22 protein-coding genes are annotated in these 24,427 nt (G+C 42.2%); 16 read left to right on the top strand and 6 right to left on the bottom strand.

Going from position 1 to position 24,427, the window contains the following annotated elements:
* Window positions 1–192: 192 nt before the first annotated feature.
* The 6 genes from WFY05_RS12045 to WFY05_RS12020 all read left to right on the top strand — a co-directional run bounded on the left by WFY05_RS12045 (window position 193) and on the right by WFY05_RS12020 (window position 6,018).
* Window positions 193–1,821, top strand: a complete 1,629-nt coding sequence (locus WFY05_RS12045; RefSeq protein WP_340113108.1) for a thiamine pyrophosphate-dependent enzyme — start codon at window positions 193–195, stop codon at window positions 1,819–1,821.
* Window positions 1,818–2,399 (top strand): indolepyruvate oxidoreductase subunit beta, encoded by a 582-nt coding sequence (locus WFY05_RS12040; protein ID WP_340113106.1) that lies wholly within the window; start codon window positions 1,818–1,820, stop codon window positions 2,397–2,399. The genes WFY05_RS12045 and WFY05_RS12040 overlap by 4 nt, the downstream gene beginning before the upstream one ends.
* Before the next feature lie 164 nt (window positions 2,400–2,563).
* Window positions 2,564–3,796, top strand: coding sequence for a hypothetical protein (locus WFY05_RS12035; RefSeq protein WP_340113105.1), 1,233 nt, complete (start codon window positions 2,564–2,566; stop codon window positions 3,794–3,796).
* 17 nt (window positions 3,797–3,813) lie between these two features.
* Complete coding sequence (locus tag WFY05_RS12030) at window positions 3,814–4,245, top strand: ACT domain-containing protein (RefSeq protein WP_340113104.1); 432 nt, start codon at window positions 3,814–3,816, stop codon at window positions 4,243–4,245.
* 40 nt (window positions 4,246–4,285) lie between these two features.
* Entirely contained in the window at window positions 4,286–5,584 is a 1,299-nt protein-coding gene (locus WFY05_RS12025; protein WP_340113103.1) for a phenylacetate--CoA ligase family protein, read from the top strand.
* A 5-nt stretch (window positions 5,585–5,589) separates the two neighbouring features.
* Window positions 5,590–6,018, top strand: a complete 429-nt coding sequence (locus WFY05_RS12020; protein WP_340113102.1) for an ACT domain-containing protein — start codon at window positions 5,590–5,592, stop codon at window positions 6,016–6,018.
* A gap of 68 nt (window positions 6,019–6,086) precedes the next feature.
* Here the strand turns inward: WFY05_RS12020 and WFY05_RS12015 are convergent, their stop codons facing one another.
* On the bottom strand, window positions 6,087–8,459 hold the full coding sequence (locus WFY05_RS12015) for an ABC transporter permease (RefSeq protein ID WP_340113101.1): 2,373 nt from the start codon (window positions 8,457–8,459) through the stop codon (window positions 6,087–6,089).
* A gap of 76 nt (window positions 8,460–8,535) precedes the next feature.
* The gene (locus tag WFY05_RS12010; RefSeq protein ID WP_340113100.1) at window positions 8,536–9,234 is read right to left on the bottom strand and encodes an ABC transporter ATP-binding protein; all 699 of its coding nucleotides are present in this window, start codon (window positions 9,232–9,234) and stop codon (window positions 8,536–8,538) included.
* Between the two features lie 322 nt (window positions 9,235–9,556).
* On the opposite strand from WFY05_RS12010, the gene WFY05_RS12005 reads away from it, so the two are divergent.
* From WFY05_RS12005 to WFY05_RS11960, 10 genes are all read left to right on the top strand, one after another.
* Window positions 9,557–10,387 (top strand): prephenate dehydratase, encoded by an 831-nt coding sequence (locus WFY05_RS12005; RefSeq protein ID WP_340113099.1) that lies wholly within the window; start codon window positions 9,557–9,559, stop codon window positions 10,385–10,387.
* A 16-nt stretch (window positions 10,388–10,403) separates the two neighbouring features.
* Window positions 10,404–10,928 (top strand): flavodoxin, encoded by a 525-nt coding sequence (locus WFY05_RS12000; protein WP_340113098.1) that lies wholly within the window; start codon window positions 10,404–10,406, stop codon window positions 10,926–10,928.
* A 185-nt stretch (window positions 10,929–11,113) separates the two neighbouring features.
* Entirely contained in the window at window positions 11,114–12,430 is a 1,317-nt protein-coding gene (locus WFY05_RS11995; protein ID WP_340113097.1) for an aminotransferase class I/II-fold pyridoxal phosphate-dependent enzyme, read from the top strand.
* 42 nt (window positions 12,431–12,472) lie between these two features.
* Window positions 12,473–13,039: a Crp/Fnr family transcriptional regulator gene (locus WFY05_RS11990; protein WP_340113096.1), complete on the top strand. Its 567-nt coding sequence runs from the start codon at window positions 12,473–12,475 to the stop codon at window positions 13,037–13,039.
* 456 nt (window positions 13,040–13,495) lie between these two features.
* Window positions 13,496–13,723 (top strand): 4Fe-4S dicluster domain-containing protein, encoded by a 228-nt coding sequence (locus tag WFY05_RS11985; RefSeq protein WP_340113095.1) that lies wholly within the window; start codon window positions 13,496–13,498, stop codon window positions 13,721–13,723.
* An 81-nt stretch (window positions 13,724–13,804) separates the two neighbouring features.
* Window positions 13,805–14,926: a 3-methyl-2-oxobutanoate dehydrogenase subunit VorB gene (locus WFY05_RS11980; RefSeq protein ID WP_340113094.1), complete on the top strand. Its 1,122-nt coding sequence runs from the start codon at window positions 13,805–13,807 to the stop codon at window positions 14,924–14,926.
* 10 nt (window positions 14,927–14,936) lie between these two features.
* The gene (locus WFY05_RS11975; RefSeq protein ID WP_340113093.1) at window positions 14,937–15,722 is read left to right on the top strand and encodes a thiamine pyrophosphate-dependent enzyme; all 786 of its coding nucleotides are present in this window, start codon (window positions 14,937–14,939) and stop codon (window positions 15,720–15,722) included.
* A gap of 12 nt (window positions 15,723–15,734) precedes the next feature.
* Window positions 15,735–16,286, top strand: a complete 552-nt coding sequence (locus WFY05_RS11970; RefSeq protein WP_340113092.1) for a 2-oxoacid:ferredoxin oxidoreductase subunit gamma family protein — start codon at window positions 15,735–15,737, stop codon at window positions 16,284–16,286.
* 178 nt (window positions 16,287–16,464) lie between these two features.
* Window positions 16,465–20,262, top strand: a complete 3,798-nt coding sequence (gene lacZ / locus WFY05_RS11965; protein WP_340113091.1) for a beta-galactosidase, LacZ type — start codon at window positions 16,465–16,467, stop codon at window positions 20,260–20,262.
* A 147-nt stretch (window positions 20,263–20,409) separates the two neighbouring features.
* Complete coding sequence (locus WFY05_RS11960; RefSeq protein ID WP_340113089.1) at window positions 20,410–21,033, top strand: class I SAM-dependent methyltransferase; 624 nt, start codon at window positions 20,410–20,412, stop codon at window positions 21,031–21,033.
* Here WFY05_RS11960 and WFY05_RS11955 read toward each other — a convergent pair.
* From WFY05_RS11955 to WFY05_RS11940, 4 genes are all read right to left on the bottom strand, one after another.
* A complete protein-coding gene (locus WFY05_RS11955; RefSeq protein WP_340113088.1) occupies window positions 21,030–21,545 on the bottom strand; it encodes a hypothetical protein in 516 nt (171 codons plus the stop codon). The two genes, WFY05_RS11960 and WFY05_RS11955, sit on opposite strands and share 4 nt — an antisense overlap.
* An 85-nt stretch (window positions 21,546–21,630) precedes the next feature.
* Complete coding sequence (locus WFY05_RS11950; protein ID WP_340113087.1) at window positions 21,631–22,488, bottom strand: alpha/beta fold hydrolase; 858 nt, start codon at window positions 22,486–22,488, stop codon at window positions 21,631–21,633.
* 160 nt (window positions 22,489–22,648) lie between these two features.
* Window positions 22,649–23,395 (bottom strand): hypothetical protein, encoded by a 747-nt coding sequence (locus tag WFY05_RS11945; protein WP_340113086.1) that lies wholly within the window; start codon window positions 23,393–23,395, stop codon window positions 22,649–22,651.
* Window positions 23,382–24,383, bottom strand: coding sequence for an alpha/beta fold hydrolase (locus WFY05_RS11940; RefSeq protein ID WP_340113085.1), 1,002 nt, complete (start codon window positions 24,381–24,383; stop codon window positions 23,382–23,384). The genes WFY05_RS11945 and WFY05_RS11940 overlap by 14 nt, the downstream gene beginning before the upstream one ends.
* Window positions 24,384–24,427: the final 44 nt, after the last annotated feature.

The following is a 24,427-nucleotide window of genomic DNA, read 5'->3' as shown; positions in this document are numbered from 1 at the left end:
ACTGAATTGTAACAGTTGTTACAAAATGAATAATCCGCATTGGTTTTAATCAATTTCGAGGTATTTCCAAAAGTTTTTTTTAGCTGGATTTTGCTTTAGCGAAACTGTTAAAGAATACATTTTTACATGACAATTTTAATGTGTGACGGCAGTGGGTTTCCATAATTTTGTAAGAAAGAAAATTGTACCAAAATGAAGCAAAACCTATACCTGGGAGTTGAGGCTATCGGACAGGCTGCCATCGATGGTGGCATCTCCGGTGTTTATGCCTATCCGGGAACTCCTTCAACCGAAATAACAGAATTTATACAGGACAGTAAATTAACTGTCGAAAAGGGCATTCGCAGCAAATGGTCGGCCAACGAAAAAACGGCCTACGAAGCTGCACTTGGTATGTCGTATGCGGGAAAACGCTCCATGGTTTGTATGAAACACGTAGGCCTTAATGTAGCCGCTGATGTATTTATGAATTCGGCAATTACAGGAGTTAATGGTGGGCTTGTACTGGCCGTAGCAGACGACCCGTCGATGCATTCGTCGCAAAACGAGCAGGACTCCAGGTACTACGGAAAATTTGCGATGATTCCGGTTCTAGAGCCTTCGAATCAACAGGAAGCATATAACATGGTTTATCACGGATTTGCACTTTCCGAGAAATTGAGTGTGCCGGTAATGGTACGTATTACAACGCGTCTGGCACATTCGAGGTCGGGTGTTTATCGTCTCGAAGAACAAGCGCAAAATCAGCTTGTTCTGCCCAACGATCCGAGTCAGTTTATTTTACTGCCTTCGAGTGCACGCAAACGCTACCAAAGTTTGTTGAGTAAACAGGATGATTTTGAAAAAGAAGCTGAAGATTCGGAATACAATTCTTTGGAGATTGGTTCCGATCGTAGTCTGGGTATCATTGCCTGTGGCATTGCTTACAATTACCTGAATGAGAACTTTCAGGACGAGGAATGTCCGTTCAGTGTTTTGAAATTGTCGCAGTATCCGATTCCGGAAAATACGGTATTGGAAATGCAGAAGCATTGCGATGAAGTGCTCGTGCTCGAAGAGGGCTACCCCGTAGTTGAAGAACTGGTGAAAGGTATTTTTTCGAAAAAAGTAAAAGTAAGCGGCAGATTAAGCGGTGCAGTTCCTCGTTCGGGAGAACTGAACGCAGACCTTGTTGCATTGGCTTTGGGCCGGGAAGACAAGCAGGGACTGGAAGTTCCCGGGTTGGTGGTGAATCGTCCGCCGGCACTATGCCAGGGATGTGGCCATCAGGACATGTTCAATGCCTTGAATGAAGCTGTGAATAAATATTCAAAGGGAAGGGTTTTTTCCGATATAGGCTGCTATACACTGGGAGCTTTGCCGCCCTACAAAAGTATTTATTCGTGTGTCGATATGGGGGCATCAATTACCATGGCAAAAGGTGCGGCTGATGCCGGATTAATCCCTTCGCTGGCTGTGATCGGTGACTCTACTTTCACCCACTCGGGGATTACAGGTTTACTCGATGCAGTAAACGATCAATCAAATGTAGTGATCGTAATTTCCGACAACGAATCCGTATCGATGACCGGAGGTCAGGATTCTTCGGCACTCGGAAAAATTGAAGCTATTTGCAAGGGTGTGGGCGTTGATCCCGACCACATTCGAACCCTCGTCCCGATGAAAAAATACCACGAAATTATGGTGAAGACTTTTGAGCAGGAAATGGCTTATGAAGGCGTGTCGGTGATTGTTTTCAGAAGAGAATGCATTCAGGCAGCAGCACGACGACGCAGAAAAGAAAGAAAAATAAAAGAGAATCCAAAAAAACTGGCAGAATGAAGACAGATATAATATTGGCAGGAGTAGGTGGACAAGGGATCTTATCCATCGCATCGATTTTAGGCGACGCCGCTCTGCGCGAAAATCTTTATTTGAAACAGGCCGAAACCCATGGAATGAGTCAGCGTGGCGGGGCAGTGGTTTCTCACCTGCGGATTTCGGATTTCGCCATTGCAGCCGACCTGATTCCAAAGGGATCCGCGGATCTTATTTTGTCGGTTGAGCCGATGGAAGCGTTGCGTTATCTTCCATTTCTGGCTAAAACCGGTTGTGTGGTTAGCAATGTAACACCGGTACTTAATGTGCCCAACTACCCGAACATTGATGAGGTGTTGCGTGAAATTAAAAAACAACTCAGGTTTGTGGCTATCGATGCGGATAAGATAGCAGCAGAAATAGGGAACAAGCGTGCCTCAAACGTGGTGATGTTGGGTGCTGCTGCTCCTTTTGTTCATATTGATGCCGAAAAAATTGAAGCCGGTATCGAGCGAATTTTTGGAAGTAAAGGCCGGGAAGTGGTCGACCTGAATAAAAAGGCGTTTCAGGCCGGGATGCTGTTTGCATTGAAAGAGATATAGCTAGCGGGGAAATGATTATTTGTTTAAAATAATTTTAAATAAGTATTCTGTGTTGTTAAGCTTCCGGTTCTGTTAAACGATTAAAAAGAAAAGCTATAATTTCGTTATAACAAATTGTATTTGACCTTTCAACCTTTATCGTTTTATAAAAACCAAAAATTTCTATGAAAAAGTTAGTTATACTCTTTCTAATTGTTTCTGCATTGAATGTCAATGCCCAGGATTTTCTGACCCAAAAAGGCATGAAACTCGAAATCTCCGGATTTGTGCGCAATGATTTTATCTTCGATACGCACGAAAATGTTGATGCCTGTGACCATTTGCTCGATATCTTTCCTAAAAAACCGGTTTACGACTCGAACGGTGAAGATATTCTAGCTCATCCAAGTGCCCATTTTCTAAACATTTTTACCCGTTTCGGAACACGTTTTTCCGGACTGGAAATGCTTAACGCGCAGGTGAGTGCTTATGTTGAAGTTGATTTTACAGGTGGAACGGCAACAAACAGTCTGCGTTTCAGGCATGCCTATACCTTGTTTGAGTGGGAAAAAACCAAAATGCTGTTTGGCCGGACCTGGCATCCTACTTTTATCGAAAAAGTGTTCCCTTCTACCCTGCACGAAAATACCGGCTTGCCCTTCCAGGTATTTAATCGAAGTCCTCAACTGCGGGTTACGCATCAACTTGGCGATCATCTCGATTTGATTGCGGCGGCTGTGTATCAGTTTAAGTATTCCAATACCGGTCCCAACGGAAAATCATACGAGTACCAGCGAAATGCATTGATACCCAACTTACATGCGCAGTTGCAATATTACGATGCGAATTGGGTACTTGGTGCTGCCTTCGACTGGAAAATGCTACAACCGCGAACTTCGACCACAGGAACTCAGGGAACATTTAAAACCAGCGAAAAATTTGGTTCTTACGCAATTATCGCCTACCTGAAATACACCCAAAATAAATTTCAGTTAAAAGCGAAAACCATGCTTGGCCAAAACGTTTGTGAGAGTTTATTGCCGAGTGGTTATGCGGTTGCATCGGTTGATGAAGCAACAGGAGCCGAAACCTATACACCATTTAATCACACATACAACTGGATTAACTTTACCTATGGTGGTGCCTGGAAAGTGGGAATGTATGCGGGGTATTTGAAAAACCTGGGAACATCAGAAGATCCAGTAGGTCCACTTTATGGTTTTTACCCCGATATTGATTGGATCTACAAATTGTCGCCTCAGTTGATTTATACCTATAAAAACTTTATGTTTGGATGGGAAATCAGCCTTACAACAGCTGCATACGGTGATAATAACTTGAGCGATAAAGCCAAAGTTATAGACACTGTCGAAGTTACTAATTTCAGAAACATGCTTTCTATTGCTTACAAATTCTAACCGGTAAAACAAAAGCTATGGCCTACGAACTTTCCGTTTTTCTTAAAAACAAGATCACCCATTTCGAGAAGATAACAGCACTGTTAAAATCTTCATCAATAAACATACGGTCGCTAACATTAACCAGTATGCCGCATGGCTGGGGAGTATTGAATTTATTGGTCGATCAACCTGAAAAGGCCTACCAGATCCTTACGGATAAGGGACATTCAGCGACGCTTCAGGAATTGATTGCCATGGAAATGAAAGACGAGGCCGGCGGTCTTGATGAACTACTGGTAAAAGTCGCAAGAGCAGGAATTCATATCGAAAATGCCTATACCCGGCTAATTCAGGAGAGTAAAATGGCTGTACTTCTGCTCGAAACTCCCGATGTGCTGGAAGCCAGACGAAGGCTGGAGATCAATCATGTTGTGCTTCTTGAAGACAAAGTAGTTTATGGCAAATAAAATCAGACGCTAATTCTAAACAAAAACCAATAAAAAATAAATGATCTGGAATGAAACCATTGAATGTGCATCACGCGATGAAATGATGTCCATTCAATCCGAACGACTTGTGCGTACTGTTCAGCGGGTTTATCATAACATACCCAGCTACCGGGCCAAAATGCAGGAAAAAGGATTGCTGCCCGGTGATATAAAAGGTATTGAAGACATTTCGAGACTGCCGTTTACCGAGAAAACAGACCTCCGCGACAATTATCCTTTTGGAATGTTTACGGTTCCAATGAGCGAGATTGTGCGTTTACACGCCAGTTCAGGAACGACAGGAAAACCGACGGTGGTTGGCTACACCCGAAACGATTTGCAAATGTGGTCGGAGGTAGTTACCCGATCGTTGGGAATGGCCGGCGTTCATAAGAACGATATTGTACAAGTAGCATATGGCTACGGATTGTTTACAGGTGGTCTTGGTTTGCATTATGGTACCGAGAATCTTGGTGCCACGGTGATTCCTATTTCCGGCGGAAATACGCAAAAGCAAATTCAGCTGATGCAGGATTTTGGCTCTTCGGTGATCGCATGTACACCGTCGTACGCGCTCTACCTTGCTGAAGCTATGCGCGAAATGGGAATCGATCCGGAGTCTTTAAAACTGCGTGTCGGGATTTTTGGTGCTGAGCCCTGGAGCGAGAGTATGCGAAAGGAAATTGAAGCTCAGCTAAAAATAAAAGCCATCGATATTTATGGCCTTAGCGAAGTGGTTGGCCCCGGTGTATCGTGCGAATGTGAAGAGCAAGCTGGAATGCATGTAAACGAGGACCATTTTGTACCTGAAATTATTGATCCTAAAACGTTAGAACCTGTTGCGCCAGGTGAAGTAGGAGAGTTGGTGTTTTCTACCATCACCAAAGAAGGCATCCCGATTCTTCGTTATCGAACGAGAGACCTTACCCGGCTGATTTATGACAAGTGCGAATGTGGCCGTACGCTGGTTCGAATGGAAAAATGCAAAGGCCGCAGCGATGATATGCTTATCATTCGCGGGGTGAATGTTTTTCCGTCGCAGATTGAAAGTGTGTTGCTCGAAATGAGTGAAACCGAACCACATTATTTGCTGATTGTTGAACGCCAGGGAACGCTGGATGTGCTCAAACTTATGGTGGAAGTGCAGGAACAGTTTTTCTCCGACGAGATTAAGGAACTGGAAGCCCTGCGTAAAAAGATCAGAAACAATATCCAGAGTACCCTTGGAATTTCTACCGATATAAAATTGGTGGAACCAAAAACCATCGAACGTACTGCCGGGAAAGCCAAAAGAGTAATCGATAACCGCAAAATCTGAATGCCATGATAATAGAACAAGTTTCTGTTTTTTTAGAAAATAAATCAGGACGACTGAATGAAGTCACTAAAATTCTGGGCGACGCTGGAATAAATATCTCTGCTTTTACCATAGCCGATACCTCGGATTTTGGCATTCTGCGCTTGATCGTTTCTGATCCGTATAAAGCATTTGAAGTATTAAAACAAAATGATTTTTCGGTGCAGACCACCGAAGTTGTGCTGGCAAAAACACCCAATGAGCCGGCAAGTTTATCCAAACTTTTGAATATACTTCAGCAAGAAGAAGTGTTTATTGAATACATGTACGCTTTTTCGATGAATGATGAGGGCGCGGTAACAGTAATTCGTCCAACCCGCGTAAAATACTGTGTTGAAATGCTTCAGAAACATAAAACGGAGTTGCTCGGGGCTGATGAGTTGTACGAATTATAGAGATTAAAAACGTTTTAGAAATAATTCAGCGGGTAACTCAATAACAAAAGAGATACCCGCTGAATTTATTATTCATACCTGAGAGCTTCGACAGGATTTCGGACTGCAGCTTTATAGCTCTGATACGAAACGGTGAGTAAAGCAATTCCAACCGCCAGTGTGCCGGCAATGGCAAATATCCACCAGTCGAGGGTGGTGCGATAGGCGAAATTCTGCAACCATTTATCCATGGTATACCACGCCACCGGCGAAGCAATTACAAACGATACAAACACCCATTTAATAAAATCTTTATTCAGCATGGTCAGTATTTGTGATACTTTTGAGCCATTTACTTTCCGGATACCAATCTCTTTGCGCTTGCGTTCGATGGCATAAACCGATAGACCAAATAATCCGATGCACGAAATAAAAATGGCAACTATGGAAAAATACCGGAATAAGCCTGAAATTCGGATTTCTGAATTATACATCTGCTCTAACCTTTGATCGAAAAAGCCAATTTCGCAATTGCTGTCAGGAATAATTTCGTTCCATTTTTCGTTAAGAGCCGCTAGTGTTTCTTTAAAATTATCGGGGCTTATTCTTAAGATCATATAATTAGGATTATCCGTCAGCGGAATCATGATCATTGGTTCGATGCCTCTTTTCAGGTTTTCAAAATGAAAATCTTTCGCCACACCAACAATTGTACCCCGATTGTCTTCCTGCCGACCAAAGAATTTACCAAGCGGTTCGGTCATTTTCATGCGTTTAAGCGCTTCTTCGTTTAGAATTACCTCGCCGGCAAATTCCTTTTCTCCTTCATTTATTTTGTCGTAAAACGGTGCAAAACTTCTGCCTTCAACCATAGAAATACCCAGTGTCTCAAAATAATTACGGTCAACTTCCATGCGGCAAATCAGTACTCTGTTCTCCGGGGCTTTTCCCTGCCACGTATAGCCCCATGATGAATTTCCTCCCCAAAATGGCAGTTTATCTGATTTGGTAATATTTACAACGCCTGTAATGGTTTGAAACTCGGTTGAAAGTGCTTCGTGTTTAGTTTGTGTTGCTTCATCGAGCGAGAAATAAACCAGGTTGTCTTTGCTGTATCCCAGGTCGTAATTGTTCAGGTATTTTAGTTGAGTGGTGACTGCTATCGTGCAAATAATCAGAATAATAGACAAAGAGAATTGGACCACTACCAGTAAGCTTCGAAAACTAATTCTGCTGCCCTTGCTTTTTACTGCTTTCTTAAGAATCCGAGCTGGAGTAAACGACGAAATGTAAAGCGACGGATAAGCTACTGAAAGAATGAGTGTGGTAAGAACCATTGCCAGTATCATAAAAAGCAAGTATTTGTTACCTAGCATTCCAAATGCAATAGTCTTTCCTGATACCTGCGTAAACAGTGGAGTAAAAGCAAAAACCAGGACAACTGCCAAGAGCAGGCTGATAAGAATCATCATTCCTTTTTCGTAAAAAAACTGGTGGGTGAGGTTGCCTTTTGTTGCCCCCAGAACTTTTCGTATTCCAACCTCCGGTCGCCGGGTTTCGGAACTGGCGGTTGAAGAATTTACAAAGTTTATCGATGCGATCAGAATAATTATTAATGCGATGGCCAGAAACTGGTAGATGTATTGTATCCGGTTGTTTTTATCCGAAAAATTGTACAACCTCATTTTCGAGAAGGGGAATAAAAACAGTGAGGTATTATCCTGTCCCTTTTCTTTTAACAGGCCTGTAATTTTTGCCTCAAATTGATCAGCGTTCGAGCTTTCGGCAAGCAAAATACTGGTAAACGGCCAGTTGTTGCCCCAACGTGTTAAATCGGCTCCCATGTTTTCGGCTACTTTAACCGAAGCCAGGATATCGAACTCGAACGAAGAATGTTTTCGCGGATAATCGATTACTGCTCCCACCGTAAAATCGAAACTGCCGTAAACGGTTAAAACTTTTCCAATTGCCGATTCGTTAGGGAAAAACAGTTCGGCTATTTTGGGTGTGATCATAATTTTATCGGGTGTCTCTAGCGTGTTTACATCACCTTCGATAATGTTGTATGAAAATACATTCAGAAACTCATTATCGGCCAGCATCAGCGGTATGTTTTTGTACTCAATTGTTTCGTATTTCACTGGCTGTTCTCCAAGGAATGTGAAGGTTGTGGCATTTTCCACTTCCGGGAAGTTTTGTTTAAGCTCGCTCGAAAGCGGGAAAGGCGTACAACCAGTGTGTAAGTCCTGTCCATCGGAATACACCTGATGTTCGTATATCTGGTAAATCTGATCGATATTTGTATGGAACTTATCGTAGCTCAGTTCGTCGACCACCCAGAATAAAATCAGGGTAGTTACGGCCATTCCAATGGCAACGCCTCCGATATTCAAAAAGTTAAAGAATTTGTTTTTTAGGATGTTTCGCCACCCGATTTTTAGGTTTCTTTTAATTGCTGACATGGTTTGTTTTTAATGGTAAAGTTTGTGGTGAAAAAACAGAGAATTTTAGGAGGTAAATGCAAATTAATCTTGGTTTTTATAGTAATATTTCTCCAAGTTCTTTTTTTACCTCCTGTGTAATCACCATACCATCGAACAGGTTAATTACCCGATGGGCAAACTCCGAATCTCTTAACGAGTGAGTTACCATAACAATCGTAGTTCCTTCCTGATTAAGTTCAGTCAAAAGATTCATAACTTCCAGACCGTTTTTCGAGTCGAGATTACCTGTCGGCTCGTCAGCAAGAATCAGTTTTGGTTCGGCAACTACTGCACGTGCAATGGCGACGCGTTGTTGCTGGCCGCCCGAAAGTTGCTGTGGGAAGTGTTTTTTCCGGTGACCGATTTTCATCCTATCCAACACTTTCTCCACTTTTTCTTTGCGTTCGCGGGCACTTAATTTTAAATAGATGAGCGGAAGTTCAACGTTCTCGTAAACACTCAGTTCGTCAATCAGGTTAAAACTTTGAAAAACAAATCCGATGTTTCCTTTTCGCAGCATAGTTCGGTTTCGTTCTTTTAATTGACCAACAGCTTGTCCGTCAAATAAATATTCACCCGATGTTGGATTGTCAAGAAGTCCGATAATATTCAGCAAAGTTGATTTGCCGCAACCAGAAGGTCCCATAATAGCTACGAACTCGCCCTTTTTTACATGAATATTAACCTGGTTTAATGCTGTTGTTTCAATCTCGTCGGTACTAAAAACTTTCGAGAGTTTGGTTGTTTTAATCATTTCGGCTTTTTTAGTATTACGTTTATAAGACGACTGAAATTTCTATGAGTTACACATGAAATTATTTTTGTGCATTTGGATGGAACTAAATGTTGTTCTATTATTTAAATAAAGAAAGGGCTTGAACTATGCAGCAACAAAAACAAACCAAGTTTAATTTTCCATTCATTCCGCGTTAAAAACCGTATTCTCTAAGCATAATTTGTATATTTGGTACGCTCTTAAAATTTAATGGCGGAAATCATTTGCGGTAGTCAACTTTATTTCAGACTGAAGGTTTTTCAGCTGTTTAAATGAGCTAAACCTGCAAGAAACTTGAAAAATGAAACGGATAGCAATACAGGGGATCGCAGGATCTTTTCATGAAGACGCAGCCCTGAAATATTTTGATGAAGAGGTTGAGGTTGTAGAAAGCAAAACATTTACAACGGTTTGTGATTTGGTAGATTCCGATAAGGTGGATTTTGCGGTTATGGCCATAGAGAATTCCATTGCCGGAAGTCTGTTAAAGAATTACCAGTTAATTCGCGATTATCATTTACGGATTATCGGGGAGATTTTTATACATATTCAAATGAATCTTCTTGTAAATGAAGGAGTGAAAGCTGCTGATATAAAGCATATTTACTCTCATCCGGTGGCGCTGCAGCAGTGCATGGAATATATCGAAAGCAATTTTCCCGGTGCTCGATTGTATGAAAGCCTTGACACTGCAGCTTCTTCAAAAAAAGTGGCAGAAGAAAAGTTGAAGGATGCTGCATCCATTGGTAATTTGCGTTCAGGCGAATTATATGGATTAAAAGCACTCGAAACCGGAATCGAAACCAATAAGAGAAATTATACGCGATTCCTGGTCCTTTCAAAACACGGTAATCCTACTGCAGGTACCAATAAAGCTTCAATCTGTTTTGAAGTTGGTCATTTTCATGGTGCGCTGGCAAGTGTTCTGAATATTTTTGCTGAAAACAGAATTAATCTCAATAAAATACAGTCGGTTCCCATTTTAGGGAAACCAAATGAATATACTATTCATGTTGATATTGAATGGGAGAAACCGGAAAATTACGACCGTGCCATTCATCAGGTACTGAAGAGTGCCTCGAGCCTTTCAATTTTGGGTGAATATAAAAGAGGAGAAATAAACTTCCAATAAAACTAAAATTTGAATTATGAGCAAAATTGCAATTTTTTATGGTCCTGTTGGCGGTGCTGTAAACCGCGTTGCTGATAAAATAAAAGATGCCATCGGTGAAGATAAAGTAGAAATGGTGGCAGTAAAAAATGCATCGGCAGCAGATATTGAAAAATACGATAAGATAATATTTGGTCTATCCACGGTTGGGAAAGACACCTGGGATTCCAGTTTTTCATCCGATGACTGGGGGAAATTTTTACCCGAGGTGGCCAAAGTTGATTACAGCGATAAAACCATTGCGGTATTTGGTTTAGGCGATCATGTAACTTATGCCCACGGTTTTGTTGATCATATTGGCTTACTCGGAAAAGAATTAATGGAGCACGGCGCCGAACTGGTTGGCCCGGTGGATACCGAAGGTTACGAGTTTGACGATTCGGATGCAGTAATCGACGGAAAATTTATTGGCCTGCCGGTTGATGAGGATTTCGAACCCGAACTGACCGACGAGCGTGTAGCCAACTGGATCGAACTCATCCGCGAAGATTTTGGGTTTTAAGAAAGATGGATTGCCTTAGGGATTGAAGGATTGAAGGATTGAGGGAATGATAGAAGGCGTTAATGCTTAAATGCATGAATGCTTTAATCCTGAATCCTGTATTCGGCTTCCAGAAACGAGTATCCGGAATCAAGAATCAAGGTTCTTCTCTGAACTTTGAACATTAAACTTTGAACTGATTTTGTATGAACAATTCTCCGTTAGACAAGTCACTTGTCGATGAAAACATAAAAAAACTACGTATTCCTGATATCGGGAAAGCTTCGATTCGCGAAATTGTGGCTTTGGTTAACCTGGTTGAAGAAGCTAGCGATTTTAAATACATACGCATGGAGATGGGCGTGCCCGGATTACCGCCGGCCCAGGTTGGGGTGGATGCGGAAAAGGAAGCTCTCGACAGGGGAGTGGCAGCCATTTATCCCATGGTCGACGGCATAAAACCATTGAAGGAAGAAGCGTCGAAGTTCATTAAAAATTTTCTGAATGTTGATCTGGCACCGGCCGGTTGTATTCCAACAACGGGGTCAATGCAGGGCACTTACACAGCATTTCTGGCTGCCGGACACGTCGATAAGAAAAAAGACACCGCTTTATTTATCGATCCCGGTTTTCCGGTGCAGAAACAACAAATGCTGGTTCTCGGACAGAAATACGAGACCTTTGATGTTTTTAATTATCGCGGCGAAAAACTGGCTGCCAAGCTGGAATCGATTCTGGAGAAAGGTAACATCAATTCCATTATTTATTCTAATCCAAATAATCCGGCATGGATTTGTTTTAACGACGACGAGCTCAAAATAATTGGTGAGCTGGCCACTAAATACGATGTGATTGTGATGGAAGACCTGGCCTATTTTGGAATGGATTTTCGACAGGATCTGTCGGAACCCGGTGTGCCGCCTTATCAACCAAGTGTTGCGCACTACACCGATAATTATATCTTGTTTATTTCCAGTTCAAAAATATTCTCGTATGCCGGTCAGCGCATTGGTGTTATGGCCATTTCCGATGTACTGTTTAATCGCGATTACCCCGATCTGCAGGAACGTTTTAAGGGAACCACTTTTGGCGCCACCGTTACGCTGCGTTTGTTGTATTCCTTATCTTCCGGGACCAGTCACTCGGCACAGTGGGCACTGGCGGGAATGCTAAAAGTCGTAAACAACGGTGAGTATAATTTCGTCGACGGGGTGAAAGAATATGGCGAGCGCGCTCATACCATGAAGGAGCTATTTCTTAAAAACGGATTTAACATTGTTTATCAGAACGATTTGGAAGTTCCAATTGCTGATGGTTTTTATTTTACGCTGGGTTATCCGGGAATGACCGGGAATGAGTTGGTGGCGAACTTGTTATATTACGGAATAAGCGCGATTGCTCTTGATAACACAGGTAGCGAGGAAGAGGGAATCAGGGCCTGCGTTTCATTTGTGCTGAAGGATCAGTTCCTCGATCTGGCTGAACGCCTCAGGTTATTTAACGAACATTTTTCAAAACAATAGAAGATCTGGGCTCGCTTACGCGGGTGGTCAGAGAAGAAGCGTATGGATAAAAACAAAATTATTTCCAGATTTGAACACACCCTGGAACTCATGGATACATTCGACCTTAAAAATGAACCGGTAACCTTACGGAAAGGCGAACTGTTTATCGATTACGGGGAGAAAAACCGGAAAATCGGAATTCTGATGGATGGATTACTGTACGCTTCTTACCTCTCGGATAACGGGACAGAGTGGGTTTCGCGTTTTTTCTTTCCTCCCAATAACTTTATCGTTAGCAACCACCGGGGTTTTGTGTTGGGGAAAGATTCAACTGAAGCGATCAGAGCGTATGAAGATTCCAAACTAATCTATATAGAAAAAGACGAGTTCAAGTCACTTCTCGATACAAACCATAAATTTGAGCGCACGGTACGTATTCTTGCTGAAGAGAGTTACATTCAGTCTATGGACCGAATCCATTCGTTTCAATCGTTGAATGCCGAACAACGCATTCGCAAGTTTTTTGGCGATTATCCCGAACTGGCACAAAAATTACAACGCCAGCACATTGCGTCCTATCTTGGTATTCATCGCAACATCTTAACCCGGATACTTTATAAGTTGTAGATTCAAGCTTCAAGTCGCAAGCTACAAGCGGCGAGGTTTATGTTTAGTTTAGATTGATTACTCATTACTGAATCTTGATAGCTTCTGTTAAGTTGACCAGACACTTCTCACAATATAACAGTTAAGCAATTTTACCATTTATCGGTTTTACATTTCATCATTCAATCTCCATCAATCTCTTCAATCTCAACTTCAATCCTTCAATCACTCCGTCATTCAATCATTTCTCCATCCGATAAAGCAACATTAGTTGCACACTTTTCATGTTGTATAAAATAGTTTTGTGCTTACAGCTGAGAACTCAACAACAAACCTTGTGATAAAATTGGAATCTGAAAGTAAAAATCCACGTTGTGTTAAGATTTTAAAGCACTGATTTTAAAAGGTCAGGAACCTGATTTTTACAGGGTTTTTAGTGGCTTACGTTCGTTAAATTTGTTAGAAAATAGTTATGATATGGCAAGAGTAATTGGAGCAGTCGTAGTTGATAAAGAGGGGTGCAAAGGATGCAGCCTCTGTGTAGAAGCTTGTCCGCACGATGTGCTGGACCTGCATATGCAAGTAAACAGTAAGGGATACCATTATTCGTACATGAAAGATCCGGATGCCTGCATTGGATGTTCCAACTGCGGTGTAGTTTGTCCGGATACCTGTATAACTGTGTACCGCGTGAAAGCAAGCTAAACGTTAGGGACTGAAGGATTGAAGGACAGAAGGATTATTAAAAATATCTGGAAACAAGTATCAAAAATCAATTATCGAGATATGGGAGAAGTAAGATTAATGAAGGGAAACGAGGTGTTGGCCGAAGCTGCTATCCGCTGCGGATGCGACGGTTATTTTGGCTATCCCATTACACCTCAGTCGGAAGTTATGGAGACCCTGATGGCACGTCAGCCATGGAACAGCACCGGAATGGTAGTGCTGCAGGCTGAGAGTGAAGTGGCATCGATAAACATGGTGTACGGAGCGGCAGCTACCGGGAAAAAAGTAATGACTTCATCTTCGAGCCCGGGCATCAGCCTTATGGCAGAAGGGATCTCTTACATAGCAGGTGCCGAGTTGCCCTGTTTGATCGTGAACGTGCAGCGTGGCGGTCCGGGACTGGGAACCATCCAGCCTTCGCAGGCCGATTATTTCCAGGCAGTAAAAGGCGGCGGTCACGGCGATTATAAAATGATCGTACTGGCTCCATCGTCGGTTCAGGAAATGAACGATTTTGTTGATCTTGGTTTCGAACTGGCTTTTAAATACCGTAATCCGGCGTTGATTTTGGCCGACGGTGCGATTGGCCAAATGATGGAAAAAGTAGAGCTGGCCGATTATAAACCTCGCTGGACAAAAGAAGAAATTGACGAGAAAAGCGGAGAGTGGGCCACAGTCGGGAAACCGGCTTCGCGAAAAAAAAATATCGTAACATCGCTTGAGATGGACTCTGATCGCATGGAGGCCAATAACCTGCGCTTCCAGGAGAAATACCGGAAAATGGAGGAAGAAGATGTGCGCTACGAAGCCATTCAGTGCGATGACGCCGATTTTGTGATCGTTGCTTTTGGAACTTCATCACGGGTTTGTTTAAAGGCCGTAGAAATTGCACGCAACAAAGGACTTAAAGTTGGCCTGCTGCGTCCCATCACCTTGTTCCCGTTCCCGAATAAAGCCATAAAGGAACTGGCACGTAAAACCAAGGGATTTTTATCGGTTGAAATGAGCGCCGGTCAAATGGTGGAAGACATAAAACTGGCGGTTTACGAAGCCGGAAGTAATGCACGTGTCGATCATTTTGGAAGAATGGGAGGTATAATTCCTACACCAACGGAAGTAGTAAAAGCACTGGAAGAAAAATTTTCATGGGAGTTAAGTTATGGAGTTAAAAGAAGCTATTAAACCGGAAAAGATGGATCTACAGGAAATTATAAAACCCGAAAACCTGGTTTACCAGAAATCGGAAGTAATCAACGACGATGTGATGCACTACTGTCCGGGCTGTTCGCATGGCGTGGTACATAAAGTGCTGGCTGAGCTCATTGAGGAAATGGGGATTCAGGAAAAAACAGTGGGTGTGGCACCGGTTGGTTGTGCAGTATTTGCCTATAACTACATCGATGTCGACTGGCAGGAAGCGGCTCATGGCCGTGCTCCAGCAGTGGCTACCGGAATTGCCAGGTTGAACCCGGATAACTTTGTATTCACCTACCAGGGCGATGGTGATTTAGCCTCTATCGGATCAGCTGAAATTATGCACGCCTGCAATCGCGGCGAAAATATCCTGGTGATTTTTATCAATAACGGAATTTACGGAATGACCGGTGGTCAAATGGCACCGACTACACTCGAAGGAATGGTAACTTCAACCACACCGACCGGGCGAAATGTGGATTTGAACGGTTACCCGATGAAGATCACCAATCTGATCGCTCAATTGCCGGGAACTTCATATGTAACACGACAAGCGGTACACACTGCGGCGACTGTTCGCAAATGCAAACGTGCCATTAAAAAAGCCATTCAGAATGTAGTGGATAAAAAAGGGACATCATTTGTTGAAGTGGTATCTACATGTAACTCGGGATGGAAAATGACACCGGTTGATGCCAACAAGTGGATGGAAGAAAATATGCTTCCGTACTATCCGCTGGGCGATTTGAAAGACAGTGTGAAAGGTGAACATTCTGATAATTAAAAGATTGAAGTTATGACTGAAGAAATGATTATAGCCGGTTTTGGTGGACAGGGTGTGCTTTCAATGGGGAAAATCCTGGCGTATTCAGGGATTATGGAAGATAAGGAAGTAACCTGGTTCCCGTCGTACGGACCCGAAATGCGCGGAGGTACAGCTAATGTTACCGTAATTGTTAGCGACACGCGAATCAGTTCTCCTATTTTGCAGGAATTCGATACTGCGATCATCCTGAATCAGCAAAGTATGGATAAGTTTGAGAAAGCAGTGAAACCCGGGGGAACTTTATTGTATGATCCCAATGGTGTGATCAATCGGCCAACGCGAACCGATATCAATATTTTTAGAGTAGAAGCTACCAAAACTGCTGTTGAAATGGGCAATCCGAAAGTATTCAATATGATCGTTTTTGGAAGCTATCTGAAGGTACGCCCGATACTTTCGTTGGATAACGTTGAAAAAGGCCTGGAAAAATCCTTGCCCGAACGTTACCATAAACTCATTCCACTTAATCTGGAGGCCATTCAAAAAGGGCAACAGATTGTGGAAGATGTTCAACTGGTTTGAACTAACTAACTTAAAAATAATTGAAGGCCTCTTATTCTGTCAGGAATAAGGGGCTTTTTGTTATGCTGTTTTCAATAAAATTCAAAAAAGAAAGAGTTATGTCAACATAAATATTTGGGGGTACTCGGTAATTTATATTATTTTTATTCTCATCAAATAAACCAATAAACCTGATATCATGCCGAAAATTATTAGCATTATTCTGCTGGCATTGTTTAGCAGTTCTGTGCTTTCTGCGCAGGAAATTAACGATTGGGAAAATCCAGCCGTTTTTAACATCAATCGACTTTCACCTCATGCCTATTTTATTCCATTCGAAACGGAACAAAAGGCGCTTGACAACAATCCGAACGAATCGGAATTTTACAGTTCTCTGAATGGGATCTGGAAATTTAATATTGCGATTAATCCCGATAGCAGACCAATTGATTTTTACCGTGAAGACTACGACTTTAGTGAGTGGGCAGATATTCCTGTTCCCGCCAATTGGGAGCGTCAGGGATTTGACACTGCTATTTATACAAATACGCGTTATCCGTTTTGGGTGATAAAACGAGAACGCCCGAATCCCCCGAACATTCCTCATGAGTACAATCCTGTAGGAAGTTATCGCCGGGATTTTACCATTCCAGAAAACTGGGACGGGAAACAGATAAAAATTCATTTCGGAGCCGTAAAATCAGCCTTTTATATTTGGGTGAACGGACAAAAAGTGGGATACAGTGAAGGTGCTAAAACACCTGCTGAATTTGATCTCACAAAATACATCAGATCAGGGCAAAATACAGTGGCGTTGGAAGTATATCGCTGGAGTACCGGATCGTACCTCGAATGCCAGGATTTCTGGCGGATAAGCGGAATTGAACGCGATGTTTACCTGCTGGCTACACCAAAAGTAAATATTCGCGACTATTTTGTATTGGCCGGATTGGATGCCGCGTATACCAATGGAACTTTTTCATTGGATGTGGAAGTACAAAATCAGGGAGATCAGACCGGTGGAAACTATGCCGTTGAAACTTCGGTAGCCACAATGGATGGCAGCGAAACGCTGATTGATTTGTCGAAATCACTAGGCGTTGGGGCAGAAGCGACACATTTTCAATTCAAAGCAACTGTTGAAAATCCTTTAAAATGGTCGGCCGAACAGCCCAACCTGTATAAGATGCTGATCGTGCTAAAGGATGACGCCGGAAATGTTGTTCAAGCCTTGACACAAAATATTGGCTTTCGCACGTCAGAAATTAAAAACGGTCAGTTGCTGGTAAACGGTCAGCCTATTTATATGAAAGGTGTGAACCGTCATGAGCACGATCCAGATCTTGGACACGTGATCAGCCGCGACCTGATGCTGAAAGATATTCAGGTGATGAAGGAATTCAATGTAAACACCGTGCGCACCTGCCATTATCCCGACGATCCTGAGTTTTATTCCTTGTGTGATCTTTATGGCCTGTACATCATTGACGAGGCCAATCTCGAATCGCATGGAATGGGCTACGGTGAAGCCAGTCTGGCCAAACAACCGGAGTGGGGACCAATGCATCTCGATCGCACGAAGCGAATGGTTGAGCGCGATAAAAACCATGCATGTATCGTTGTCTGGTCACTTGGAAATGAGGCCGGCGACGGCATTAATTTTGTGCAGGATGCAGCCTGGATTAAAGAGCGTGATCAAAGTCGTCCGGTTCAGTACGAACGTGCCGGGTTGGCAGCACATACCGATATTTTCTGCCCGATGTACATGGGAATCGATGGTATTGCCAATTACGCGCAGGGAAATCCTGATCGCCCGTTGATCCTTTGCGAATATTCGCATGCCATGGGAAACAGCTGCGGAAGTTTGCAGGATTACTGGGATGCTATTGAAGCTTATCCTGCACTTCAGGGAGGCTGTATCTGGGACTGGGTTGACCAGGGTTTGCGCGAAGTGGATGAAAACGGCAGAATGTATTTTACTTACGGTGGCGATTATGGAACCGACATGCCAAGCGACAATAGCTTTTGCATCAACGGATTGGTGAATCCCGACCGGATTCCAAATCCGCAATTGTACGAAGCAAAAAAAGTATATCAGAATATTTCGATAAAAGCAACAGATCTGAGTGGAGGTCAGTTCACCATTCAAAATAAATTCTTCTTTACAAACCTGAATGAGTTTACGTTTATTTGGACCATCAAGAATGCCGAAGGAATTGTTGCACACGGAATGCTGCCTGCGCTGGATGTTGCACCGCAGACCACCAAAGCTTTTTCTTTTGAATTACCAGAACTGGATCAGCCTAGAGCTGGACAATCTTATGTGTTGAAGTTTTCGATGATCAACAAAAAAAGAAACGGTTTGGTGAAGAAAGGACATGAGCAAGCCTGGGAAGAATTTATATTGCCCATTCAATCACAGGTATTTATGATGGTTAAAAATACAGGCGATCTTTCAATGGAGCAAAACGAAAATGCCAGCATCATCAAAGGGAAGAATTTTAACCTTACCATTGATTCGAAAACAGGGATCATTTCATCTTATCTGTTAAATGGTAGAGAATTGATGAAACAGGGACCAAAGCTCAACTTTTTCCGGCCTCCAACTGAAAACGACATACGCGACAGAAACGGAATGCGTGCCTGGTCTTCTGCCGGTCTCCATAACCTGGAGCAGCTTGCAGGTGAGGCGACTGTGAAAAAAATGGATGATGGAACGTTGCTTGTGATTATTCCGCTTACACTGAAAAGCACCATGTTGGAATTTGATGCGGTTATTCAGTACCAGGTGTTTGGCGATGGAACATTCAGCGTTTCCAGCGAAGTCAATCTTCCTGATAGAGTGACCGCGGTTGCCAAAGTTGGTTTACAAATGAAAATGCCACGTTCGTTTGATGAGCTAAACTGGTATGGTTTGGGTGGAGTTTCAACGTATCCTGACCGTAAAAGCGGTGGAAAATTCGATTTCTACTCGTCAAGCGCTGAAGACTTGTACGATCATAACATGGTGGTGCCACAGGATAATTGCAATCAAACTGACGTGCGCTGGGCAACTGTTACAAACATGGAAGGTATCGGATTGATGATGAACGCATCGAATCCGATGAATTTCAGTGCATACCCGTACGATGACAAGGACATAACTAGTGCCCGCCATATGAACGAACTGGATGAGGCAGACTTTGTAACCGTAAACTACGATGATGTGGTTGGGGGACTGGGAACAGCAACCTGTGGCCCCGGAGTTCTTCCGCAATATATTGCAGGCAGCGGCATTTATCGTTTTAGTGTTACCTACAAACCGGTTCAGTTTCAGCAAAAGGAAATATTCGACTATGCAGCTGAAAAGTACAATACTGCAGAATTGTCTCTGGCACAGGCGCCGGAAATCATACGCGATGAAGATGGTTTCGTAAGCTTGAGTTCAGAAAAAGGTGCAACAGTTTATTATTCAGTAAACGACGGTAAAACGGAACGCTACAAAAAGCCGATCGATTTATCAAAAGGAGGAAAAATTGCGGCCTGGTCCGAGGTGAAAGGGAAGATGCGAAGCAACCGGATAATGCAGACTTTTGCCATCAATAAATCGAAGTGGAAGGCCACAGCCGATTGCAGCTACCCGGGAGAAGGCCCCGAGGCTGCCATCGATAACAATCCTGAAACTTTCTGGCATTCCGACTGGCGAGACGAAAAGCTGGTTCATCCTCATTTTATCCAGGTCGATATGGGGGAAGCACTCAATATTATTGGATTTGAATATTTACCGCGTCAGGAACAACGCAACGGGCGTATTACGGAATACAACCTGGAGGTAAGCCTTGATGGTAAAACCTGGAAGACAGTGGTTGAACATGGCCGTTTCTGGCCCGGTAGTCGTCGTCAGGAAAGGATGTTCGACAAACCGGAAAAAATGCGCTATTTCAGAATAACTGCTTTACGCGAAGCCGGTAACAGCTTTTATAGCTCGGCAGCTGAAGTGGGCGTGATTCTTTATTAGAAAGCGAATACTATAAAGTACATCTGTTTGCAATGCTTTTAATAATTGCAGGCAGATGTGCTTTTTTATACCACTTTTTATCGAATCTAAGAAAACATAGTACTTTAGCCTCCGGCTTTTTAGGACGATAAAATGGAATCAAATTTTATGGAGGTAAATTTCAAGAAACACTGGGAGAAGGTATATTTCAGCAAAGAACCGCACCAGGTAAGCTGGACCCAGGATACCCCTCAAACTTCTCTCGACTTTATTCAGACATTTGAATTAAAGAAGACATCAAAGATCATTGATGTTGGCGGAGGCGATAGCAAATTTGTGGATCATCTGCTGGATGCCGGTTTTGAAAATGTACATGTGCTGGATATTTCAGGAAAGGCACTGGAAAAAGCTCAAAAGAGGCTGGGGGAACGTGCTGCTCTGGTAAAGTGGATTGAATCCGATATCAGGGAATTTGCTCCGGAAACCACTTACGATGTCTGGCACGACAGGGCGCTCTTTCATTTTCTGACGGACAAAAACGATATAAAAAAATACAGGGAGATTGTTGATCAATGCGTATCAAAATATTTGACAGTCGGAACTTTTTCGAATAACGGACCGGAAGCCTGTAGCGGCTTACAGGTTAAACAGTATAACGAGAGGGAACTTACAGAAGTTTTTAAGCCCCGATTTGACAAACTGCAGTGTTTTACCCGGGATCACATTACACCGAGCGGTTCGGTTCAAAATTTCATGTTTTGCAGTTTTAAAAGAATCGATTCATTGTTTTAGTTTCGAGGTTTATCCGAAATTCTTTTAGCAGTGAACTCAATCGGAGTATGAAGTGAAACTCCGCCCTCGGTTTGCATAATAAACTGAATACCATTGTCAATAATTCTACCAAAATAGCGATGCGTTGATTCTTTTGACTCACCGGAATCCCAGCTGCTTGAAATTTCTTTTGTTTTTGTGATGAATTCCAGTCTGTTGTTTGTTAAAGATCCTTCCTGGATGATATGTTTACGTTTTAGAAATGTAGCTGTACCATGCAGTTCTTCGCCTTCGCCTTCGAAAACAAAAGTTTCAGTATAATTCGAACCGGGCCAGTCGTATTCCACTTCTGCTGCCCACTCTCCGTTAATTTCCGGACGCTTTTTTTGGTCAAACAAATCGAATAAATTTTTAGCAGCATCGGTAAATGTAGACAGGGCGATAAAGATGGTGCCGATCACTATTAAAGTTGAAGTAACTTTATTGTTCCTGATCCACCACATGATTTTCTCGTACCTGCTTTTATCATCCATAGCTATAGTAATTCTCGGTGCTGTTCTCCCTCAATTTACGACATAATCCGTTTCAAACAAAGCAACATGTTACCTGATGATTCAATTAACGAGTACGGTTTGATTTTATAAACTGAATGATTTCATTTTCAAACCGGCTTAGAATTTCCTTGTTAAAGGGCATATGACCCATTTCAGGGATAAGCACCATTTGTGAGTTCGGGATACATTCAGCTGTTTGTATTCCTCCGTATTTGTCGACCAGGTAATCTTCCTCGCCATGAATAATTAAAGCAGGAAGTTTCACCTGTTTCAAGGCTTCCGATCGGTCGGTTATACCGGCCTGTGCTTTTACATGCGATTCGCCCAATGCACCTATGATCGCTTGTCTTTCGTATAAATTTCTGGTGTATTCTACCGCCAGTTCCTCGTCAAATCTGGTGCTTCCGTTCAGGTATTCCCATACTTTCATAAAACCCGGTAGGTCATTTTCAAAATTATTGGTGGGACTCATTTCCATAAAAATCTCCCAGGTTTTTGCAGGAGGTAAAGGAACCTTTGGTGAATTGGTAGAAGCAGAAGCTGATGTTATCGTAATTACCCTTTCCGGGAAATGAATGGCCAGTAGTTGCGCAATAAAACCGCCCATGGAATGACCAACAATATGTGCCTTTTTAATCTCCAGCGAATCCAGAATGTTTATTGCATCTTTTGCTAGTTGCAGAATATCGTAAGGATTTTTCTCGTAATCGATTTTAGTGGAATAGCCAAAATCGCGGTGGTCGTATTTAATTACATAAAAGTCCTTTTCAACCAGTTGGTTGCATAACCTTTCCGACCAGAATGAGGAATTGGCGCCGGCACCTGAAATGAATATTACTGCTTCATTGCCAGATTCTCCATAGTATTCGACCCATAATTTAAGGCTCGGCTCACTGTGTATATACGATGCTCCATTTTGCATTTGATTCTTCTTACCATTAAATTCTTTAGATCAATATTTTGACTTAAATAGAACTGATATTGCTTACATAAGCAATATCAGTTCAGCAATTAAAAGTACTATACTTATTATTAAAAGTACAAGAAATAATATCTTTTCAATTTTCTTGTTCATTTTAGAATCAAAACGATTTACTAATGCCAACTTTCGCATAAAAGGGTAAAGTCGGATTGTCTTCAAAATTTTGTCCAAAGACTTTGCCCAGGTGTAAAAAAAGATTTGTAGATTTTATTGAGGTATTTGCCTGCAAACCAAATTTGAAATTACCGCCTGCACTATTATACCATCCATCAGTAATTTCGGGATAATAATCTTTTAAAAGGCGATTTTCAATTTTGGTTACCTCCGACCTTTCATAAGCGATTTCTGCAGCAATTCCCCATTTGGGTTTCTGATAACCAAACAAAGTTGAGAAACTGGATCCAAAATTCAAGAGACTTGCAACTTCCGATTCAAATTTCTTTGTAGTTACAGAGGCTTTGGCCGACCACCATAAGTTATTATTATTCCATACTTGTGCCTGAAGCCCAACTCTGGCATCCCAATCATCAAAAGCATCTTCACCAAAAGGAACGTCAAATTCTGCATCGATAATAAGAGGTAAAAATTTATTGGATATACTGTATCCATAGTTTAGTCCGTAATATGTGCTGAAATCGGCTCCTAAATTCAGGGTTACAAAATGTTTTTTGCCTTCTGTTACTTCTGACCATTTAATACCCTGTGCATTGACCATACCAACTTTAAAAGTGAGTAAGAGAACGAGTGCTATAAATATTTTATTAATTGTTTTCATTTGTTTTGTATTTTTTGTTTTCTGATTGTTTAAAACCTTTATGATTTTTTTATTCGTGCTATTGTATTTCATTTAAATAGGATAAAACTTTGGGGTACATGTCTTCCCAGCCGAAGTAAAACATTTCATGACCGGCGCCCAGTACGATTTGTATTTCTTTGTTTGGGAAAGGTGCAGCAACTTCCTCGGCCCAATTTTCGCCATAAGCTTCGTTCCGTTCACTGTACATAAAAAGTACCTTTGGACTATAGTTCCCCAGGTTGTTTTTGAAATCAAACCCATGTTCAACTACATAATCAAGCGAGGCACTGTGCGCTACGGCGCCATTCCTCCAAAAAGGATAGGGGCCTGCGTTTCCAATTGTATTTCCTTCAGCATTTTCAAACGAAAGAAAATATAATGCCTTGTAATCCAGTATTTCATGTTCATTTCTTCCGGCAAAAATCTGCTCCGGGAAAATGGCATCATTAGTTGCCTCCTTAAAAAATTCAACCTGATTTGACCGTGATAAATATTCTTCCATCTGATCGAAAGTTAAACCGCCCGGTTCAGCTAAAACTATTCCGTCAATAGCATCAGGATATTGATTGACATAACCAGCGGCGAGCATTGAACCCCATGAGTGGGTAAGCAGAATAACTTTCTGATTTTCATCGTAGCGGTAATAATCAATGACTGCTTCCAAATCATCAATGTACATTTGTACAGTGAATTGGTCTGCATCATGCCGCTGTGATAAACCTGATCCGCGTTGGTCGTAAAATACAATGTAATATCCGTCGTCAACCAAATCGCGGCTACAAAGAAGTGAGCGATAATCTCCACCCGGTCCGCCGTGCAAGACGACAATCATTGGGTCCTCAGGATTTCCAAAGGCTTCGGAATGTAACATTGTGCCATTAATTGTGATAGATGGCAAATCGGGATTTTCATCCACTGTAAGAGGAACCAGTTGTCCGGGTTCATCCATTTCATAAAAATCGTCTTTACTGCAGCCAAAAATTAAAATGGTTGCCCAGACAAAAATTGATAACTTAAAAAATTGTTTCATCGTTTTCATGTTTGTATTTTTTTAAATGATTAATAATTCGATACAAACATAAA

The organism is Maribellus mangrovi, from assembly GCF_037646455.1.
GTDB lineage: Bacteria > Bacteroidota > Bacteroidia > Bacteroidales > Prolixibacteraceae > Draconibacterium > Draconibacterium mangrovi_A.
This window is presented reverse-complemented; position numbering and strand designations above follow the sequence as displayed.

Excerpts from the sequence above, each read along its gene's own strand:
- WFY05_RS11980 (WP_340113094.1), top strand. The coding sequence starts at position 13,805 with ATGGGAGAAGTAAGATTAATGAAGGGAAACGAGGTGTTGGCCGAAGCT.
- WFY05_RS11955 (WP_340113088.1), bottom strand. The coding sequence starts at position 21,545 with ATGGATGATAAAAGCAGGTACGAGAAAATCATGTGGTGGATCAGGAAC.
- WFY05_RS12045 (WP_340113108.1), top strand. The coding sequence starts at position 193 with ATGAAGCAAAACCTATACCTGGGAGTTGAGGCTATCGGACAGGCTGCC.
- WFY05_RS11945 (WP_340113086.1), bottom strand. The coding sequence starts at position 23,395 with ATGAAATACAATAGCACGAATAAAAAAATCATAAAGGTTTTAAACAAT.
- WFY05_RS11990 (WP_340113096.1), top strand. The coding sequence starts at position 12,473 with ATGGATAAAAACAAAATTATTTCCAGATTTGAACACACCCTGGAACTC.
- WFY05_RS12010 (WP_340113100.1), bottom strand. The coding sequence starts at position 9,234 with ATGATTAAAACAACCAAACTCTCGAAAGTTTTTAGTACCGACGAGATT.
- WFY05_RS11995 (WP_340113097.1), top strand. The coding sequence starts at position 11,114 with ATGAACAATTCTCCGTTAGACAAGTCACTTGTCGATGAAAACATAAAA.
- WFY05_RS12030 (WP_340113104.1), top strand. The coding sequence starts at position 3,814 with ATGGCCTACGAACTTTCCGTTTTTCTTAAAAACAAGATCACCCATTTC.
- WFY05_RS12015 (WP_340113101.1), bottom strand. The coding sequence starts at position 8,459 with ATGTCAGCAATTAAAAGAAACCTAAAAATCGGGTGGCGAAACATCCTA.
- WFY05_RS11985 (WP_340113095.1), top strand. The coding sequence starts at position 13,496 with ATGGCAAGAGTAATTGGAGCAGTCGTAGTTGATAAAGAGGGGTGCAAA.
- WFY05_RS11940 (WP_340113085.1), bottom strand. The coding sequence starts at position 24,383 with ATGAAAACGATGAAACAATTTTTTAAGTTATCAATTTTTGTCTGGGCA.
- WFY05_RS12040 (WP_340113106.1), top strand. The coding sequence starts at position 1,818 with ATGAAGACAGATATAATATTGGCAGGAGTAGGTGGACAAGGGATCTTA.
- WFY05_RS12000 (WP_340113098.1), top strand. The coding sequence starts at position 10,404 with ATGAGCAAAATTGCAATTTTTTATGGTCCTGTTGGCGGTGCTGTAAAC.
- WFY05_RS11975 (WP_340113093.1), top strand. The coding sequence starts at position 14,937 with ATGGATCTACAGGAAATTATAAAACCCGAAAACCTGGTTTACCAGAAA.
- WFY05_RS12005 (WP_340113099.1), top strand. The coding sequence starts at position 9,557 with ATGAAACGGATAGCAATACAGGGGATCGCAGGATCTTTTCATGAAGAC.
- lacZ (WP_340113091.1), top strand. The coding sequence starts at position 16,465 with ATGCCGAAAATTATTAGCATTATTCTGCTGGCATTGTTTAGCAGTTCT.
- WFY05_RS12020 (WP_340113102.1), top strand. The coding sequence starts at position 5,590 with ATGATAATAGAACAAGTTTCTGTTTTTTTAGAAAATAAATCAGGACGA.
- WFY05_RS12025 (WP_340113103.1), top strand. The coding sequence starts at position 4,286 with ATGATCTGGAATGAAACCATTGAATGTGCATCACGCGATGAAATGATG.
- WFY05_RS11970 (WP_340113092.1), top strand. The coding sequence starts at position 15,735 with ATGACTGAAGAAATGATTATAGCCGGTTTTGGTGGACAGGGTGTGCTT.
- WFY05_RS11960 (WP_340113089.1), top strand. The coding sequence starts at position 20,410 with ATGGAGGTAAATTTCAAGAAACACTGGGAGAAGGTATATTTCAGCAAA.
- WFY05_RS12035 (WP_340113105.1), top strand. The coding sequence starts at position 2,564 with ATGAAAAAGTTAGTTATACTCTTTCTAATTGTTTCTGCATTGAATGTC.
- WFY05_RS11950 (WP_340113087.1), bottom strand. The coding sequence starts at position 22,488 with ATGCAAAATGGAGCATCGTATATACACAGTGAGCCGAGCCTTAAATTA.